This is a genomic window from Brasilonema octagenarum UFV-OR1 (assembly GCF_963888615.1).
GTDB classification, from domain to species: Bacteria; Cyanobacteriota; Cyanobacteriia; order Cyanobacteriales; family Nostocaceae; genus Brasilonema; species Brasilonema sennae.
In genome coordinates, this window is the sequence record NZ_CAWPKW010000294.1 from 21,244 (window position 1) to 38,416 (window position 17,173).

Genomic DNA, 17,173 nt, shown 5'->3' on the forward strand with positions numbered 1-17,173 from the left:
TACTTTTCTGGCTTCGGACGAGACAGAAAAAGGTTGACGTGTAAGGAATGTGCCCTATAGTTTAGACTCGTTTAAAGCTAAAGATTTTACTCAACTAATGTCACTGGTAGGAGGACATCCAGCACTAATTCAGATTAGTTTGTACTATCTTAAGTTTCAAGAAATGACCCTGCAACAAATAATAGAGGAAGCGATCGCCAATGGTGGCATCTACCGCGATCATTTATGGCGACAGTTGATCAAACTACAAGAAAATCCTAGATTGGCAAAGACTTCTGCTGAAATTCTAGCAGCAAAGCAAGGTATTTCTCTTAATCCTATTGACACTTACAAGCTTGAAGGTTTGGGATTAATTCGCTTTGAGGGCGATCGCATCTTACCGCGTTACGGACTCTACCAGTCCTATTTTGCAAAACAGCTATCGACAATTGTTTAATAGAGCAACAGTAAGGCACTCACTCAATCAACATCGAGTACTGTAGCCTGAGCCTATTTTATTAGCCCAAATTTTTGCCAAGCTCACTTCTTTGGGAGGTATCCATCCCCTTTCCACAGGCGTTGAACCCTCGTAAATTGGCTAAGGTATTGTAGCTATAATATGTTTTCAGTTTAAAATAATTTTTTGCTAACTTTCTTAACTGTCTTAACTATCCTTGCATTTTCGCTTCTTAGCTGAGAATATCTAAACGCTTAGTACAGGTCGCTGCAAAAAAGGGTCGGAAATCATGCCGCGATGCTCCAGCAGGGAGCCACCCAAAGGGTGATCGCTTCGTCAGATCGAGTCGTGTTAGGAGAGTTTTGAGTTTGGTATTTAGCTAAAAATTTCGCAGTTGACTTCTCACTCCAACCAAAAGGGTGTGCTGTAGTATTCCACGAGCGCAATAAACGCTTCTAATCGCTCACTTAAAGCTTTTTTATCAGCTAAATCACCTATTTTAAAACGTTTTCGCTGTAAAATACTAAACCACTGTTCAACTTGGTTCATCCAAGAACAAATGTTAACTAAAATATACGGTAAGTTCATTTTTGTGCTTATCCTTTCTATTTTTCAAATTTGGGATGCTTCCGAGTCACACAGATAATTCATCTGTGTTAATCTATGTTAATCTGTGCTTATAAATCTTAAATAGAGGTTTTGGCGAAAAATTATCTTTTATATATGAATTATGTTTGACAACTTTCAACCAATATCTATTATTGCAATAACTGCTGTTATTTCTAGTATTGCACTCCTCGGTTATTTCTCCTGGAAAACTTTGATCACCTCAAATCTTTTTCAAAAAGCAATCAACCTCTATCAACAAGAAGATTACAAAAGTGCTGAAGCAGCTTTTCGTCAAGTCATTGCTCTGAACTCAACTAATGATGTTGTTCACTTGCTACTAGGAGATACTTTGATACAGCAAGGTAAAATAGAAGAAGCAAGGCAACAGTTTCAAGAAGTGATTGACCGTGCTCCTAAAAAAATTGATGCTTATTTGCGTCTGTCAAATGTTTTAATGCAACAAGAAAAAAAAGGGGAAGCAATTGTAACTCTGCAAAAAGCTAAAGATTTATGCCAAGCACAACGTCAACCAGAAAAAGCAGAACAAATTAATCGTATTCTTCAAAAAATGACTAAGAATAATTCCTAACTCATGGCTGAACAAAGGGGCAAAGTCTACATCGTAGGTGCTGGACCTGGAGATATAGGATATCTAACGCTCAAGGCTTACAGGCTGTTATCAAGTGCTGAGGTTTTGGTTTACGATGCTCTGGTAGATCCTGAGTTGTTGCAATGTGTACCGCCTGATTGCTTGAAGCTGAATGTGGGGAAACGTGGTGGTCAAGCGAGTACACCGCAAGCTGAAATCAACCAGTTAATGGTAAAGTATTGTCAACACAGAAAGCAAGTTATTCGCCTCAAGTCTGGTGATCCATTTATTTTTGGTCGTTGTAGTTCTGAAATTGAGGCGTTGAAAGCAGCTGGTTGTGAGTTTGAAGTTATCCCAGGAATCTCCTCAGCAATAGCTGCACCGTTGCTGGCGGGAATACCTCTGAGCGATCCAGTTATGAGTCGGTGTTTTGCTGTGTTTACTGCTCATGATCCAGATGCTTTGGATTGGGAGGCGCTATCACGGTTAGAGACATTAGTTATTTTAATGGGAGGACAGCATCTAGGAGATATTTTACACCGGCTTGTGCGACAAGGACGCTCGCGCTTAACTCCCATAGCCATTATCAGATGGGCAGGAACACCTCAACAAACAATCTGGACAGGTACTTTAGAAAATATACTTGAGCAAACATCCGGTGTGTCGTTGTCGCCAGCGGTGATTGTGATTGGTGAAGTTGTGGGGCTACGTAGTTATCTGCAACCTGAGAAAATATCATTAGATAATTCCTCAGTCGCTGACACTTCACACCCTGAAACTATGCAGACTAACCTCGCCCTCTCCTCCTCTTCACGCCCCCTGACTGGTAAAACAATTGTAGTCACACGAGCAGCTGGACACTCAAACCAGTTTACCCAAACTCTCACCTCATTTGGCGCAAATGTCATTGAAATGCCAACATTGGAAATTGGTCCGCCTTCGAGTTGGCAGGGTTTGGATCATGCGATCGCCCACATATCTGAGTTCCACTGGTTAATTCTCACTTCCACCAATGGTGTAGGCTATTTCTTTGAAAGACTCTTTGCACAGGGTAAAGATGCTCGTGCTTTATCTCAAATCAAAATTGCCGTTGTTGGTGAAAAAACGGCTCAACGTCTCAATCAACACAGCTTACAACCAGATTTTATTCCTCCCAACTTTGTTGCAGATTCTTTGGTGGAAAACTTTCCGGAAGAACTCACAGGTAAAAAGGTTTTGTTTCCCAGAGTAGAAAGCGGTGGACGGGAAATTTTAGTCCAACAATTCACAGCCAAAGGCGCAGAAGTGATAGAAGTCGCGGCTTATCAATCTTGCTGTCCCAAAAGTGTTCCTCCCTCAGCAGAGTTAGCCCTTGAAAGTGGAACTGTAGATGTTATTACCTTTGCGAGTTCTAAAACTGTGCAATTTTTCCATCAATTAGCACAAAAGATATTCTCTGAAGACTCTCAAAACAATCCATCTTTGGTGACTGATGCGTTCGAGGGAGTTTGTATTGCTTCGATTGGTCCCCAAACTTCTAAAACTTGTCATTCCATATTTGGACGCGTGGATGTGGAAGCTGAGGAATATACCTTAGATGGATTGACTCAAGCACTGATAAAATGGGCAACACATTCATAATCATAACTGCGGATGCACAAGCTTTGCACAGAGATAATTTATCTGCGTCCAAAACTCGTGCATGTGCGGTTTCATATTCAAAAAACTAAAAATAACTCATGACTAAACGCATCATCGGGTTAACAGGAGGAATTGCGACAGGCAAAACAACTGTTGCCAATTATTTGGCTAATGCTTACAATTTGCCCATTTTAGATGCAGATATCTATGCCAGAGAAGCTGTATCTGTCGGTTCAGCCATTTTACAAGAAATTGCTCAACGCTATGGAGAAGAAATTTTACTTCCTGACGGTAACCTCAACCGCCAAAAGCTGGGTGAGATTATTTTTAACAATCAAGAAGAACGCATCTGGGTAGAGGGTTTAATTCATCCTGATGTGGGCGATCGCTTTCTCAAAGAAATTGCCCTATCGCCTGCACAAACATTGGTGTTAGTCGTCCCTTTACTCTTTGAAGCCCAAATGACCGATTTAGTCACAGAAATTTGGGTAGTCAGTTGTTCTGAACAACTGCAACTGCAAAGATTAATGCAGCGGAATCATTTAACTTTAGAGCAAGCACAAGCCCGTATCACAAGTCAAATATCAATAGCAGAAAAAGTAGCCCATGCTGATGTTGTTTTGGATAATTCTTCCACTCTTGAAGTGCTGCTCAAACAAGTGGATGCAGCACTGTAAGTATATAAGCTGCCTGCTTACAAATCTGCTAGTAATCTAGCCTTTCTCAAAATAAATGTTAGCACCGTCTCTTTTTGGGAAATAATATCTGCTGTAACTTCCATACCTGGTTGAATGGGATATTGCTGATTTCCTTTCTCTAAATAAAGTTTCTCTGGTTCGATAGTCACTTCGTAGAAAGGTGGTACTAAGACGCTGCCATTATTTTGTGGTGTAATGGCATCGGCAGTTATTGCTCTGATAGCTCCTTTGAGGATACCGTAATCTGGGTAAGGATAAGTAGAAACCCGCATCTGGACTTTACCCTGTATGCAATCTGCAACTTGTGAGGCTTTACAAACTTTGACTTTACTAATATCACTAGCAGTAACGCGGGCTTTTATAACCAGAGGGGCGTTGCTGGGGGCAATTTGAGCGATCGCCTGTCCAGGACGCACAACCTGACCGGGATTTCGCAGTTCCAGTTTGAGAATAGTGCCTGTCTCTGCTGTGCGAATGATATTTTTTTCTAGGTCTTTCAGGATTTGTTGAAGTTCTTGATAGTCACGGCTAATTTGATTTTCAATTTCAATCCGACGCTGAAGCAAGCTTTCTTTTTCTTTGTTCAATCCAGCAAGGGTAGACTGACCCCTTGCCGTTTGTTGGGCAATACTTTCTTGTGCGATCGTTACTGCAGATTTACTGGGATTAAGCCCCGGTGTGGCGCCTTGGAATCTCGCTTGGGCAGCTTTGAAGGATTGTTCTTTCTCCTTAATTTGTAACTGGGAAATCGCCCCTGTGTTTCCTAGCTGTTGATATCGCTTCATTTCTTCTTTTGCTAACTCCAAAGCCGCTGAGGCTTCTTGCACTTGGGCTTGAGTGATAAGTTGTCTGTCTCGATATTCCCGTTGACTGCGACTGAGTTCAGCTTCAGCAGATGCGATCGCCCGTCGCATCAAATTGGACTCAGCCGTGATTTGAGTTTGTAGCGCCTTCATCTGGGCATCAATTTGGGCAAGTTTTAACTTATTTTGGCGAATATTGAGGTCTATATTACTTCTTCTGGTTCGGAGTTGGGAACTGTCGATAGTGGCTATCTCCTGACCTTTGTCAACAATCTGATTTTCTTTCACCAAAATGCTGTTTACGACTCCTATAGTTGGAAGCTAACTATCATAGCCACTTTTATGGCTGGATTGATGACTTTCTCTACGATTGTTTTTCTTCCAACACTACAGCAAAAAACTCGTAATCTCATAATTTTGGAAACAGAAAACCAAGGTTTATTAGTAGAAACATTTAAGGGCGCATTAACATTAAAAACAACGACAGCAGCTCCTCAATTTTGGGAAGAATTACAAATTAGATTTAGTCGTCTAGCCAACCTAGCATTTACCACTATGAAAATTGACATTATCAATCAACAATTTTCTAGATGGGTTTCTGAAATTGGCGGTGCAGTCTTACTCTGGATCGGCAGCAACCTGGTTATTAGTAAAGAATTAAGTATAGGTCAATTGCTAGCATTCATGAGTCTGAATCGTAATGTGATTTCTTTATTTGATTTTTTGATTGATTTTGTAGATGATTTAACTCGCGTACAGACAGCAACTTCCAGACTAGAAGAAATTGTCAAAGCTACACCAGAAACCTTAGGTGATGAGAAAAAAGCTTGGGTTAACATTCCTGAAAATGCAGAGATAGTTTGTGAGGAGCTGAACTTTCATTATCCTGGTAGAATGGAATTACTAGAGAATTTTTCTCTAACAATTTCTGGTGGTAAGGTCATTGCCCTAATTGGCGAATCGGGATGTGGTAAAAGTACGCTAGCAAAAGTGATTGCTGGTTTATATCAAACGAAATCTGGAAATATTCGCATTGGTATGTACAACCTGCAAGACCTTTCTTTAGAATGTCTGCGACAACAAGTTGTACTTGTTCCCCAAGACGCTCACTTTTGGAGTCGATCTATTATTGAAAACTTCCGGCTAGGTTCTCCTAATGTTAGTTTTGAACGAATTGTTAGAGCTTGTCAAATAGCTGAAGCAGACGATTTTATCAGCAAGCTACCCGAAAAATATCAAACCGTTTTAGGAGAATTTGGAGCCAATCTTTCTGGTGGACAAAGACAACGTTTAGCTATAGCACGCGCCATCGTCAACAATCCACCTGTGCTAATTTTAGATGAATCAACCGGCGGACTCGACCCTGTCAGTGAGGCACAAGTCCTAGAAAAGCTGTTGTTTTACAGGCAAGGAAAAACGACAATTCTCGTCAGTCACCGCCCAAGAGTTATTGAGCGTGCTGATTGGATTGTACTATTGGATCGAGGCAAAGTAAAAATGCAAGGTTCTTTAGAAAAGTTGCGTTTTCTGCCAGGTGAACATTTAGACTTTTTAAATCCGTGATTCAGCTTTAATTTACCTTTTACTTTTCTTTCCTTTCTGCCAACTTTGGCTGTTAGGTTGTTTGGTAAATTCCCCTTTAGGAAACAGTCGAGTTTCTAGTTCTTCATAACTTCCTTCAAAGTCACACTTTCCATACAAAGGACATTTTCGACAATAAACGCCTTCGGTGTAGCGTTCCAGGTTTTCGCGGTTGAAAAAATAAGGTTTGTGGCTAAAAGTGCTGGCTACCCACTGCCATGACATATTATTGCTTGCTGGATCACCATCTAGAAGATGTTCCAGAAACCATTTTGCCCCCGCTTGCCAACGAATGCGTCGCCAATGGATGATATAAGCTGCCATCCACATTCGTGCATGATTGTGCAAGTATCCAGTTTCTCGTAAATCCTGACTGAAGCTGTCGATGCACACTCGTCCTGTGGTGCCTTGTTTGATATCACCAGGTAATTTTGGGGCATATTCAGCGATAGTGTAGCCAGTTTTGTATTCTTCTTCGTCTTTCCAGATCTTATCGCCCAGCTTCACATAAAGCCTTTGCCAGTAGTCACGCCAACCCAACTCATTAACGAGTTTAGTTGCATCGTCTTGGTGTTTGACGCGCCCAAGGACATCATCCCGAATTTCTCGCAAGCTAAGGACGCCATAGCGAATATAGGGAGATAATCGCGTCACAGCACCTGTGAAAAAGTTACGTGTTTTCGCGTAGCGTGCTGGATCTACTTTTTGTAGTGTCTCAACAGCAGCTTTGCGTCCGCCCACAGTTTCGCTGATGTGATCATCCCGTTCTGTGGCTTTGGGAAATTGTTCGCGGAGGTAGGCTACCAACTCATCGCGGTTGGCAAAGTCGCGTCGCATATCTTTAGTCATTGTGTATCAGGCGTTGCAGGTATAAGATTGCCGAACGACTAAAGTCGCGGCTAGACACTCGCTTATATGCTAGCTAATCCTCACTTAGAAAAACCTTTATTTGGATTACTCCCTTTCCGCCAGAAGAATATCTAATTTAACGAACCGCCAAGACGCCAAGGACGCCAAGAAAATCAAAAAGAACATAGGTAATCTTGCACCGGGAAGGGAGTAGTCATGAATGGTAGTGATTTTATTTTTCTGAAACTTACTAGGGTAAATCAGCCAGAGTATGCTTTCTCTGACCAATTTACACTTTTGAGACGCGAAAATGAATTATATAAAGTTCTCACTATATTAAAGAAACTGGGTACAATTTTAATTTGATAACTATGTCTAGTCGCCCTATCTACCTCGACTCTCACGCTACCACACCTGTTGATGAACGGGTAGTAGCAGCAATGCTACCCTACTTTACCGAACACTTTGGTAACCCCTCCAGCATCAATCACCTTTACGGCTGGGAAGCAGAAGCTGCTGTCAAGCAAACACGAGAAATTCTTGCAGCAGCAATAAACGCCACACCAGAAGAAATTGTCTTCACCAGTGGTGCGACAGAAGCGAATAATTTAGCTATCAAAGGTGTTGCAGAAGCCTATTTTCAAAAAGGACAGCATATTATTACTGTTGCAACAGAACACAGTGCAGTTCTTGACCCTTGCAAGTATTTAAAAACTCTTGGTTTTGAAATCACAATCCTTCCAGTCCAAAAAGATGGACTGCTTGATTTAACTGAGTTAGAAAAAGCTTTTCGTCCTGAGACAATTCTTGTTTCGGTGATGGCTGCGAATAACGAAATTGGGGTTTTGCAACCATTAGCAGAAATTGGTGCAATGTGTCGAGAACGAAATGTCCTTTTCCACACCGACGCAGCGCAAGCTATTGGTAAAATCCCTCTTGATGTGCAGGCGATGAAAATTGATGCAATGTCGCTAACTGCACATAAAGTCTACGGTCCCAAGGGTATTGGTGCATTATATGTCCGTCGCCGCAATCCCAGAGTCCAACTTGCTCCTCAACAGCATGGTGGTGGACATGAACGGGGAATGCGTTCTGGCACTTTGTATACACCGCAAATCGTAGGATTTGGTAAGGCGGTTGAGATTGCTTTAGAAGAACAAGCCACAGAAAGCCAACGCCTGACACAGTTAAGACAAAGATTGTGGGAAAAAATTTCTCAATTAGAAGGAATTCATCTGAACGGACATCCTACGCAGCGACTCTCAGGAAATTTAAGTATCAGCATTGAGGGGGTAGATGGATCTGCACTGTTGTTAGGATTACAACCAGTGATGGCGGTGTCTTCTGGTTCTGCTTGCTCCTCAGTCACAACTGCACCTTCTCATGTTCTCATGGCATTGGGACACTCGGAACAACAGGCTTATGCGTCGATACGCTTTGGTATAGGACGCTTCAACACAATTGAGGAAATTGACAAAGTTGCACAACATACGATTTCTACGATTCAAAGTTTACGCAAGCAGGCTTTAACCGTGTAAATGTACTAGTCAGGCGCGCTCTAGAGCCGTTGATTTAATATGAATGAGTTTGAACCCAAGCTGCGATCAAAGGTGTTTTACTTATGATCAAATGTAGCGCATTAAGCTTCGGATATGGCTTAAGTAGTTCTTTTGGGGGTCGTAACGGTCCATGCGGCTCTGGTATATAAAAAAATGATGGAGTTGTCCAAAGTTTTGCAGTTTCATCCAATGTAGATAGAATATCAAACACAGCTAAATCAGCCCATGTTAGTGATGGACCAACAAGAAATGGAGAGCCTTGGTTGCTCCCAATCATCTGCTCAAACCTTTTGAAGTGCATCGGCACAGTTACGGCGAAGTACTCACACAGACGCTCCACTTTTACCGATGCATCCCTCATTTTCATGATTAACCGATTATTCTGCACAATCCGATCAACATAGCATCCGTACAAAAGGTCTAGCATATCTCTCCATGCATCGACCACCATGTCTGATATAGCTGCCTGCACACTGTCTAATGGGTATAATCCTGCTTGTTTTGCAGCATACCGAGCGATCGCGCATGATTGACCTATTATGGTGTTACCAACTTCAAGGGTAGGTAACTGGTCGAAGGCGAGTTCCCCACTCTCCCGCATCCGTCCATATTCCTCAAACGATACTGTTCTATCTTCAAATAGAACACTACCATAAATGAAGATCAGGCGTGGAAGTTCAGCTCTGCCCTTTCCATCATCAAAATACCGTAAGATTGGACGCAAATTTGTCATTGTTAGCAATGATGTCAGGGTTGGTTATTGTTTAATTCTACATTGTTTAGCTCTGAGCAAATATGCAGGGCAAATAGCGAATGATTTATTAGCAGTGCTAAGCTGTCGCGCTTTTAATTTGCAGCCTTATTATGGTTTAGTCAATCATTGAAACCCTCTTCCCTTCTGGCTTCTGTCTTGAGCATAGCTGCCTTGCTGTTGAGTGCTTCCAACATAGCTTCTATAGCTCGTTCTTTTTGCGGATCTGCAGCTTGAGCATATTCCAATGAAAATGGAACGTTAATATCAGGTGCAACTCCTTTGCCTTCCAACCGTTGTGTTTCGTTGAGAAACACATTTGAAACTGCTAAATAAACGAAGCTACCATCAGACATCAGAAAAGGACGACCAGCAACCACTGCTCCTGTTGTTTTAGAACCAATCACAGGTCCTATTTTATGTTGCTTGAAACCATAAGCCAAAATTTCTTTACTACTTCTGCTTCCCTCATTTATCACCATAACGACAGGCTTTTTCCATTGAGAAATAGAAGTATATCTTTTGCCATTACGGGGGATGCTGGTTATACTCGGACCTTCCTTTGCAGTGAATATGTTGAGATAACCGATATCTCCTCCACCCCAGCCATCTCGTAAATCCAAAACCAACGCTTCTGCATTTCTCAAGCGACCGTAGATTAAATCTCCTCGAAGTTTCTCCTGGTCTGGATCAGCGGCGTTTGACCAAATATGAACGTAGCCGATTTTCTTACCGTTGCGTTGAATAACCTGAGTACTGGCTTGTTGTGCTTCCAAAAACATGGTGGCTGCGTCATATATTTTGGGAGTCACAGCAATTTTTTCTTGGGTGTTGGCATCAGGCTTTCTTTGAATTAATAAAGTGACTTTTTGACCTGCTTTGCCTGCAAAAGATTTTATCGGTTGATAAGGACCACCTTCCACGCTCAATAATTGATCACCCACTTTTAACCCAGCTTTTGCAGCCGGACTTGCATCTAAAATGGCACTAATAAAAGTTTTACCGTTAATGTCTTTGGTGAATGCACCAATTCCACTGTACTCAATCTTACCTTTTGGGAAAAACTTTTTTAATTCTTTCTGGAAATCAGGGTTATTTGCCTGAAAAATCCCTAAAAGCTGGTAGTATGCTGGTTCATCTTGAGTGTAGAAGCGGGTGTGAGAAGTTCGCAATTCAGAAAGCATCTGATTGATCACAACAGCAGCTTCTTGAATAGACTTGGTTCGCGCTACTTGAGGTTCATACTTTTGCCGTATTGCTTTCCAGTCCACTCCGTTAAGTTTGGGGTCATAAAAGTTTTCGTTAACAGTTTGCCAGACTTGTTCAAAAACTTTTGTCTCAGGTTTTGCTAGGGTTTTAGGTAATGGATAAATTAACCAGAGAAGGAACAATACTGCAAAAGACGTCAGCATTGCTATAGTTAAGTTTTTTAACTTAAAGAATCTAAGTTTTTTCATAGTGTCTGCTTGATATATTTCTATTTTAGATGTTCTTCAAAACTATATTTCCAGTGGAGATAAATCTATATTTTGCTCTAGCAACTAGCACAAAGGATTTATACCTTTAGGACTGCTATATTATGTCTGCTTAATTGCGCATAACTTAAGAGTAGACCCAACCTTGCTAGCAAGATCGGGTCTTCGGGCAATTGTAGAATTTTAAATGAGCAGCGATTATTACCAAACGACTTGCGATCGCTCTTGCATCACCCGCTTGTACACATCCTCAGTTTGCTTGGCTAATTTAGACCAACTGAAGCGTCTGTCTAAATCTTCATAAGCGTTATCAATTAGCCATTGCCGATAACCTGGATTTTTCAACACTTCCAGGATACCCCAAGCCAAGGAATCTGGGTTATTGGTATACGTAACTATGCCTGTTTTGGTATGTTGCACCACTTCTGGAAAACCACCTGTATCAGAAACTACAACAGGAACGCGAGAGGCAAAGCTTTCTAATGCAACAATACCAAAGGGTTCATACAAGCTAGGAAAAACAGCACAGTCAGCAACGGTTTGAAATTTATCTAAGTAGTCATCAGACATAAAACCGGTAAAATAGCACTTGTTCGATATTCCTATATCCCAAGCTTGCTTTTTGAGATGGTCGGTATTGCCGCCACCGATGATCACAAACTTAACATAACCTCCCATTTGCCCTAGAACTTTGGGAGCAGCATTCAGTAGTACAGAGACGCCTTTTTCATAGGTCATGCGACCGACGTAGTAAACAATTTTCTCACCGTCTTCGGCAAATTGGCGGCGAAAATCCAAAGCGTGAAAATCTTGGTGGTGCTGTTTTTTCTCCGGTCGGATACCGTTATAAATGATATCAATTTTGTTCCACGGAGAGTGTAACGCCTGTTCTACTTCCCGCCGCATATAGTCAGTGCACACGATAACTCGCCAAGCGTTGAAAGCAAAAAGTTCTTCTTTGCCATTAATATAATGTTGAATATCAGTGTGAACACCGTTGTAGCGTCCGTATTCAGTTGCGTGAATAGTGGCAATCAGGGGGATTTGAAAGCTGTGCTTGAGGGCGATCGCCGCATCCCCAACAAGCCAATCATGTGCGTGAATGATATCAAACGGTCCTTCCTCCAGCATCAACTTACCGCCGTGATGCCCAATGCTTTGGTTGAGATTAACAACCCAGTGAAAAAAGTCATTACCAGCAGCCACAGGCACGCGATAAACCCGTAATCCCTCAACTACCTCATACATCGGTGCATTACCAAACTCTGGTGTAATCAAGTGGATTTCATGTCCTAACTTCACCAGTTCCGGGTATAACTCTGCCACATGACGAGCAATTCCCCCAACTATTCGCGGTGGAAACTCCCAACTTAACACCAATATCTTCATATAGTTCTATGCCCAACTCTTTACAAATCTATAATCTTCTACATTTATCTCAAGATACAAGTCTTGTTACTATAACAAGTCCCAAAATGGAATTTTTTTGATTTTTCTTAACAATCTGAATAAAAAAGTAGTGGTGGAGAGACTTTTAGAGAAAAAGTCAAAACGGAGAATTGTTTGTTCCCTCCTAGTTCCTAATTTTTCCTCTTTATTATGTTGCCCTGTTTTGTATTAATTCTTTCTCTAGCTGTTGGCAAAAGCTAACCAAGCTGCTGTGGCTTGTGGGTTAGGGGTTGCAGCTTTTTGGAGTAAAATAACACCATCCCGAAAGCCAATGACTCCGTATTCCGGAGTCTTCGTCAGCTGGTCAAACAGTTGTACGAGTTCCCGTAAAAGATTACGCTCTTCCTTAAATGCTGGTTGATACTGTTTTAACTGCCAGAGATCGGCGATCGCATAATCAACTTTTACGATTTGGCGTGCATCATTTCGCAACTCCAGCACAGGTAGGCGAATGATTTCCCTGCGACTGGAAAGCTGAGGGACAAGGTAAGTCGTTGCAGGTAAAGACACATACACCAAAGGATTAAAAGAATCTGGTAAGAGAAAATAAAATGCTCTATTTAAGCTAGAACTACTGGAAGTAAAATAAACCAGGAACCACAGTTAAAGCATAGCGAACATTGATTGCTAGCACCGTCTCTCCCTTCCCCAAAAAGAGTTTCAGCAAGGGGAAGCCAGCCACCATCCAAGATGCAGAAGAAACAGCAGGGACAAACGCCAAGCGTGTCTTTAAGTACAAGTCTGGGTTTTTTTGTCGCTGATTTCGTAATTTTAAAAACATCACTTACTAACCCTGATTTAGGAACGCGGGGAAATTTATTTTAACAGTTATCCGTTTGAAGAAGAATTCAGCAATTCTGCAATTTTTGATTCAGAAGGAAGAAATAAAGAATTGCGACTTCTGACTTATAAACGGCAGTTGCTTTAAGTCGGCAGAGCCGCCCAAGGCAGTGCCTCCTCCTGACTTCTTCCCTGTTCACTGTTGATTTATTTATAATACTAAATTATACAACTTTTTTCAAAAAAATAGTGATTATAAATCATTTTTTAAAACCTCTGTTTATATCTTTTCTATCCAAAAATTACGCGATGTCTTTCGGGCGTCTAGATTTTTTTGCTGTTTGTCAAAAAAACCTCACAAGAAAATAGAATAACTCTATGAACTATGCGTTTTCATTTTTATTAAAATGATTTGTAAAATAAGTATCTGTTTTTCTTTTTCTGAAATAGTAATTATTATTTAAGACAAAATATTTGTGATACAAAACCCTGACAAACGAGAAGGTTTTTGTAAATTCTGTTGTCAAAAACTAGATATTTACTTGAGGAAATCAATACTGATGTTTAGTCGTCTTGGTAGTAACAGTTCTCTTTTTGAGCAAGGGCAAAATATTACTTCTCTATCCTCAGTAGATACCTTTGATTATAACAACAATTACAACATCAACCTTAACGGTCATAGTAGCTTTAACTCAGCGATGAATGGGCTAGAATCTAATGCTCAAGAACAATTGTTCAATGACAATGGGTACAGTTTCAACTCTGGCTATGGCTTGATAGATGCAGCCGCAGCAGTGGGTAAAGCAGCTGGTCAAAGTACCTTTGCTGATGTTCCTAACCTAGGTGGTAATAATTGGGGAGCCGACCTTGTGAAGGCTCCAGAAGCCTGGGCACAAGGATACACTGGTCAAGGTGTAGTCGTTGCTGTTCTAGATACTGGGGTTGACTTCAACCACGATGATTTAAAGGATAATATCTGGACAAATCCAAAGGAAATTGCTGGCAATAGCATAGATGATGATGGCGATGGTTTGGTTGATGACGTTCACGGCTGGAACTTTGTTGATAACAACAACGATGTTTCAGATAAATTCGGTCATGGAACCCATGTCTCTGGAACTATTGCTGGAGAAAATAATGACTTTGGCGTAACTGGTATTGCCTACGATGCCAAAATTATGCCAGTCAAAGTCCTTGGTGATGATGGTTCAGGCTCCTATACTTCGATTTCTAATGGCATTCACTATGCTGCAGATCATGGAGCTAACGTGATTAACCTTAGTCTTGGTGGTGGTTCTTCTGACAGTACTTTAGAGAAAGCTGTTGAATATGCTAGCAGCAAAGGAGTGATTGTCGTTATGGCCGCTGGTAATGATAGTGGCTTGCAACCCAACTATCCAGCCCATTATGCAGATAAATCAGGAATTGCAGTTGGAGCAGTTGATAAAAATAATCAGATGGCTAACTTCTCCAACAAAGCGGGAATAAATTCACTTACTTACGTGACAGCCCCAGGAGTTAATGTATACTCTACAATTCCGGGTAATAAATATGCTTCCTATAATGGCACGTCTATGGCGGCTCCTCACGTTGCTGGTGTAGTTGCTCTCATGCTCAGTGCTAACCACAATCTCACTGATGCTCAAGTACGTCAGATTGTCGCAGAAACAGCGGTACACGACACACAAATGCCAAACTTTGGCCTGAGCAATTTTGTAACCAACAGCAGTGCTACAACTTCTAATTTCAGGGTTAGAAACTACGAGTATGGTTCTTATGGATCACAAAACCAGTTGGATGATAGCAATACTGTGGAATTTTCTGGGTTGAGTGTTAGTTGTACGGCGAATTCAGAATTCTCAAGCTACCAAACACTACTAAACAACCTTAACTATAGTATCACTGATTATGATGACACCACTGTTTCTGAAAATATACTCAAGCAACGCAAAGAAATGTTGGAGGAGAATTTGCTAATGGTAACTTAAAACTAATGAATTGAAGGTGCATCGTGGCGCATAGCGCCTTGCACGATCGCACCCACCAAACCTACCTTACAGAAAATGCCTCACTGAATCGACGAGTAATTGGCTCAATTAAGAATGTCAAAATTGACTTCTTGCGAGTGACAATCTCACCATTAGCAGCCATCCCAGGAGTAAATGCAACTTCTTGTCCCTGCGCCATTATGGAGTGTTTATTCAGCTTAATTCTGGTGGGGAAAACTAAGCCCATTTCTTTGTCAACAATCGCATTGGGACTGACTTGCACGACCTCACCATCAATAATGCCAAATTCTTGAAATGGGAAAGTTGCCATTTTGACCTTCGCTTTCATTCCCTCGCGAATAAAACCAATATCTCGGTTGAGGACTTTCACCTCTAAGAGAAGTTCTTCCCCTTCTGGTAAAATAGATACTAATTCTTCACCTGATTGCACTGGTCCTGTTGTCGCTTTGATTCTATAGATAGTACCTGTGACTGGAGCTTTGATAGTTTCCCTCTCTTGCTGCTTCTGCGCTTGCTCAAGTTGACCTTGAACGGTGGTTAGTTCTTCTTTGCGTTTGTTGATCTGGGTGATAATTTCACTTTGACGCTCTGATTCTATACGTTGTGCTTGACTAAGCGCACCTTGATATGCTTCTTGAGCTTGGCGAATTTCCTGAACTTGAGCAGCTATATCCTTTTCAAAGGATGTAACTTTATCTTGAGCTTCTGTCACCTTATTTTGGGAGTTTATCACCTCATCATTCGCTCGGGTAATTTCCGTAGTCGCTCGATTGAGTCTTTCTTGGGCGTCCAGGTAATCGATTCGAGGAATAGCACCAGGAGTCACTAGGGTTTTGAGGCTTTGTTCCCTTTGTTGAGCAATGGCTAAGCCGTTTTCAACTTTCTTGCGGATATTTTGGGCGTTAACCAAGTTTGTTTTGGCGTTGGCAAGGCTAGTTCTTGCGTTTACCAGATTTTCTTGCAAGCGAGTTTGGCGCACTTTCGCCTGGCTAGTCAGCGCTTGTTGGCGATTTGCTTCCGCAACGGAAGCTGCTTGACGCGCTTGATAATCTCGTAAACGAGAGTTTAACAATTGATCTTGAAGTTGTGTTCCAGCAATTTTGCCACCCGTACGTTCTGCATCTAAACGCCGCAAATCTTCTTGAATTAATTTAGCAGATGAGGCTAAGCGAGTCACATCAACTCGTTGCAAATCTGGATCACGTTGAATTAGGGTTTGACCTTTGATGACGCGATCGCCTTCTTTAACGTTGACCTTGACAATTGTTCCGTTACCTATCGATGTCACTGGTCGTACTTGTGTGGAAGCGATTAACTCTCCTGGCGCTGTCGCCACTTCATCAATCTTGGAAAAATTAGCCCAGGCGATTGTCCCTAGTACCACTACACTAAGTGTTCCCGCTAACAATCTAGTGTACAGTGGTGGCAATTCTTGTACTGCTTTGCCCAATTCATAAGATAGGTGTTCATCAGGTTTTGCAAATCGCTGTTTTGTTTTACGTGATTGAGCACTATTTGCAGCTAGGGAATATCTCATAAGAATTAAGATTTTGGATTTTAGATTATAGGTGAGTTGTCACTCATAAACAGTTATCAGTTATCAGTTGTGAAAAAACAATAACTTGATAACTGATAATCAAATCTTTATATGGCACTTCGCGCCACATGAGATCTTGCACCCTTCAGGTGGGCACTGCACACAACCGAAAAAATAAGGATTTGAGCGCACAGTTGGCAGTGCCCACCCTACAAAAATGGCTGCCAAACAGTTATCAGTTATCAATGAACAATAACTTGATAACTGATAACTGTTCACCCTATGGCTAACGCCACGCCTTACGGTGAGTCCAGCGCTGGGGGAGGGTCTCCCTCATGTGCCACTTCTGTGCGGAGAGCAGCGCCTTGCGGGGGTTCCCCCAAAGTCTGCCGGGGGAAGCAACCCAAGCGGCGAGCTTTGACCGTTGT

Annotated in this window: 13 protein-coding genes and 2 pseudogenes; 7 read left to right on the forward strand and 8 right to left on the reverse strand. The window is 41.7% G+C overall.

Going from position 1 to position 17,173, the window contains the following annotated elements:
• The first annotated feature begins 49 nt into the window (after positions 1-49).
• Positions 50-436 carry an AAA-like domain-containing protein gene (locus AC5590_RS25455; RefSeq protein WP_256379343.1) on the forward strand — a complete coding sequence of 129 codons (387 nt, stop codon included), beginning with the start codon at positions 50-52 and terminating at the stop codon, positions 434-436.
• 402 nt (positions 437-838) lie between these two features.
• On the opposite strand, the gene AC5590_RS25460 is transcribed toward AC5590_RS25455, so the two are convergent.
• Positions 839-1,024, reverse strand: a complete 186-nt coding sequence (locus AC5590_RS25460) for a hypothetical protein (protein ID WP_169266151.1) — start codon at positions 1,022-1,024, stop codon at positions 839-841.
• Positions 1,025-1,166: 142 nt separating this feature from the next.
• Here AC5590_RS25460 and AC5590_RS25465 point away from each other — a divergent pair, with 142 nt between their 5' ends.
• The 3 genes from AC5590_RS25465 (at position 1,167) to coaE (ending at position 3,931) form a co-directional block, all read left to right on the forward strand.
• Positions 1,167-1,634 (forward strand): tetratricopeptide repeat protein, encoded by a 468-nt coding sequence (locus AC5590_RS25465; protein WP_169266152.1) that lies wholly within the window; start codon positions 1,167-1,169, stop codon positions 1,632-1,634.
• A gap of 3 nt (positions 1,635-1,637) precedes the next feature.
• On the forward strand, positions 1,638-3,254 hold the full coding sequence (cobA, locus tag AC5590_RS25470) for a uroporphyrinogen-III C-methyltransferase (RefSeq protein ID WP_169266153.1): 1,617 nt from the start codon (positions 1,638-1,640) through the stop codon (positions 3,252-3,254).
• A gap of 98 nt (positions 3,255-3,352) precedes the next feature.
• Complete coding sequence (coaE, locus tag AC5590_RS25475; RefSeq protein ID WP_169266154.1) at positions 3,353-3,931, forward strand: dephospho-CoA kinase; 579 nt, start codon at positions 3,353-3,355, stop codon at positions 3,929-3,931.
• A 17-nt stretch (positions 3,932-3,948) separates the two neighbouring features.
• Here coaE and AC5590_RS25480 read toward each other — a convergent pair whose 3' ends face one another.
• The gene (locus AC5590_RS25480) at positions 3,949-5,043 is read right to left on the reverse strand and encodes a beta-barrel domain-containing protein (RefSeq protein WP_246163256.1); all 1,095 of its coding nucleotides are present in this window, start codon (positions 5,041-5,043) and stop codon (positions 3,949-3,951) included.
• A gap of 21 nt (positions 5,044-5,064) precedes the next feature.
• On the opposite strand from AC5590_RS25480, the pseudogene AC5590_RS25485 reads away from it, so the two are divergent.
• Positions 5,065-6,318, forward strand: a pseudogene (locus AC5590_RS25485) (peptidase domain-containing ABC transporter); the annotation flags it as partial.
• A 12-nt stretch (positions 6,319-6,330) separates the two neighbouring features.
• Here the strand turns inward: AC5590_RS25485 and AC5590_RS25490 are convergent.
• A complete protein-coding gene (locus AC5590_RS25490) occupies positions 6,331-7,185 on the reverse strand; it encodes an FAD-binding domain-containing protein (RefSeq protein ID WP_169266155.1) in 855 nt (284 codons plus the stop codon).
• A 371-nt stretch (positions 7,186-7,556) separates the two neighbouring features.
• Between AC5590_RS25490 and AC5590_RS25495 the strand changes: the two genes are divergently transcribed.
• Positions 7,557-8,723, forward strand: coding sequence for a cysteine desulfurase family protein (locus AC5590_RS25495; protein WP_169266156.1), 1,167 nt, complete (start codon positions 7,557-7,559; stop codon positions 8,721-8,723).
• A gap of 34 nt (positions 8,724-8,757) precedes the next feature.
• On the opposite strand, the gene AC5590_RS25500 is transcribed toward AC5590_RS25495, so the two are convergent.
• The 4 genes and pseudogenes from AC5590_RS25500 to AC5590_RS25515 all read right to left on the reverse strand — a co-directional run.
• Positions 8,758-9,477, reverse strand: a complete 720-nt coding sequence (locus tag AC5590_RS25500; protein ID WP_169266157.1) for a glutathione S-transferase family protein — start codon at positions 9,475-9,477, stop codon at positions 8,758-8,760.
• 140 nt (positions 9,478-9,617) lie between these two features.
• Positions 9,618-10,952, reverse strand: coding sequence for a S41 family peptidase (locus AC5590_RS25505; protein ID WP_169266158.1), 1,335 nt, complete (start codon positions 10,950-10,952; stop codon positions 9,618-9,620).
• A 219-nt stretch (positions 10,953-11,171) separates the two neighbouring features.
• Positions 11,172-12,359, reverse strand: a complete 1,188-nt coding sequence (locus AC5590_RS25510; protein ID WP_169266159.1) for a glycosyltransferase family 4 protein — start codon at positions 12,357-12,359, stop codon at positions 11,172-11,174.
• 240 nt (positions 12,360-12,599) lie between these two features.
• A pseudogene (locus tag AC5590_RS25515) lies at positions 12,600-13,140 on the reverse strand (DUF2079 domain-containing protein); the annotation flags it as partial.
• Positions 13,141-13,759: 619 nt separating this feature from the next.
• Between AC5590_RS25515 and AC5590_RS25520 the strand changes: the two are divergent.
• Positions 13,760-15,187 carry a S8 family serine peptidase gene (locus AC5590_RS25520; RefSeq protein WP_169266160.1) on the forward strand — a complete coding sequence of 476 codons (1,428 nt, stop codon included), beginning with the start codon at positions 13,760-13,762 and terminating at the stop codon, positions 15,185-15,187.
• Between the two features lie 61 nt (positions 15,188-15,248).
• Here AC5590_RS25520 and AC5590_RS25525 read toward each other — a convergent pair whose 3' ends face one another.
• On the reverse strand, positions 15,249-16,745 hold the full coding sequence (locus tag AC5590_RS25525) for a beta-barrel domain-containing protein (RefSeq protein ID WP_169266161.1): 1,497 nt from the start codon (positions 16,743-16,745) through the stop codon (positions 15,249-15,251).
• Positions 16,746-17,173 lie beyond the last annotated feature (428 nt).

Excerpts from the sequence above, each read along its gene's own strand:
- AC5590_RS25460 (WP_169266151.1), bottom strand. The coding sequence starts at position 1,024 with ATGAACTTACCGTATATTTTAGTTAACATTTGTTCTTGGATGAACCAA.
- AC5590_RS25465 (WP_169266152.1), top strand. The coding sequence starts at position 1,167 with ATGTTTGACAACTTTCAACCAATATCTATTATTGCAATAACTGCTGTT.
- cobA (WP_169266153.1), top strand. The coding sequence starts at position 1,638 with ATGGCTGAACAAAGGGGCAAAGTCTACATCGTAGGTGCTGGACCTGGA.
- coaE (WP_169266154.1), top strand. The coding sequence starts at position 3,353 with ATGACTAAACGCATCATCGGGTTAACAGGAGGAATTGCGACAGGCAAA.
- AC5590_RS25490 (WP_169266155.1), bottom strand. The coding sequence starts at position 7,185 with ATGACTAAAGATATGCGACGCGACTTTGCCAACCGCGATGAGTTGGTA.
- AC5590_RS25495 (WP_169266156.1), top strand. The coding sequence starts at position 7,557 with ATGTCTAGTCGCCCTATCTACCTCGACTCTCACGCTACCACACCTGTT.
- AC5590_RS25500 (WP_169266157.1), bottom strand. The coding sequence starts at position 9,477 with ATGACAAATTTGCGTCCAATCTTACGGTATTTTGATGATGGAAAGGGC.
- AC5590_RS25505 (WP_169266158.1), bottom strand. The coding sequence starts at position 10,952 with ATGAAAAAACTTAGATTCTTTAAGTTAAAAAACTTAACTATAGCAATG.
- AC5590_RS25510 (WP_169266159.1), bottom strand. The coding sequence starts at position 12,359 with ATGAAGATATTGGTGTTAAGTTGGGAGTTTCCACCGCGAATAGTTGGG.
- AC5590_RS25520 (WP_169266160.1), top strand. The coding sequence starts at position 13,760 with ATGTTTAGTCGTCTTGGTAGTAACAGTTCTCTTTTTGAGCAAGGGCAA.
- AC5590_RS25525 (WP_169266161.1), bottom strand. The coding sequence starts at position 16,745 with ATGAGATATTCCCTAGCTGCAAATAGTGCTCAATCACGTAAAACAAAA.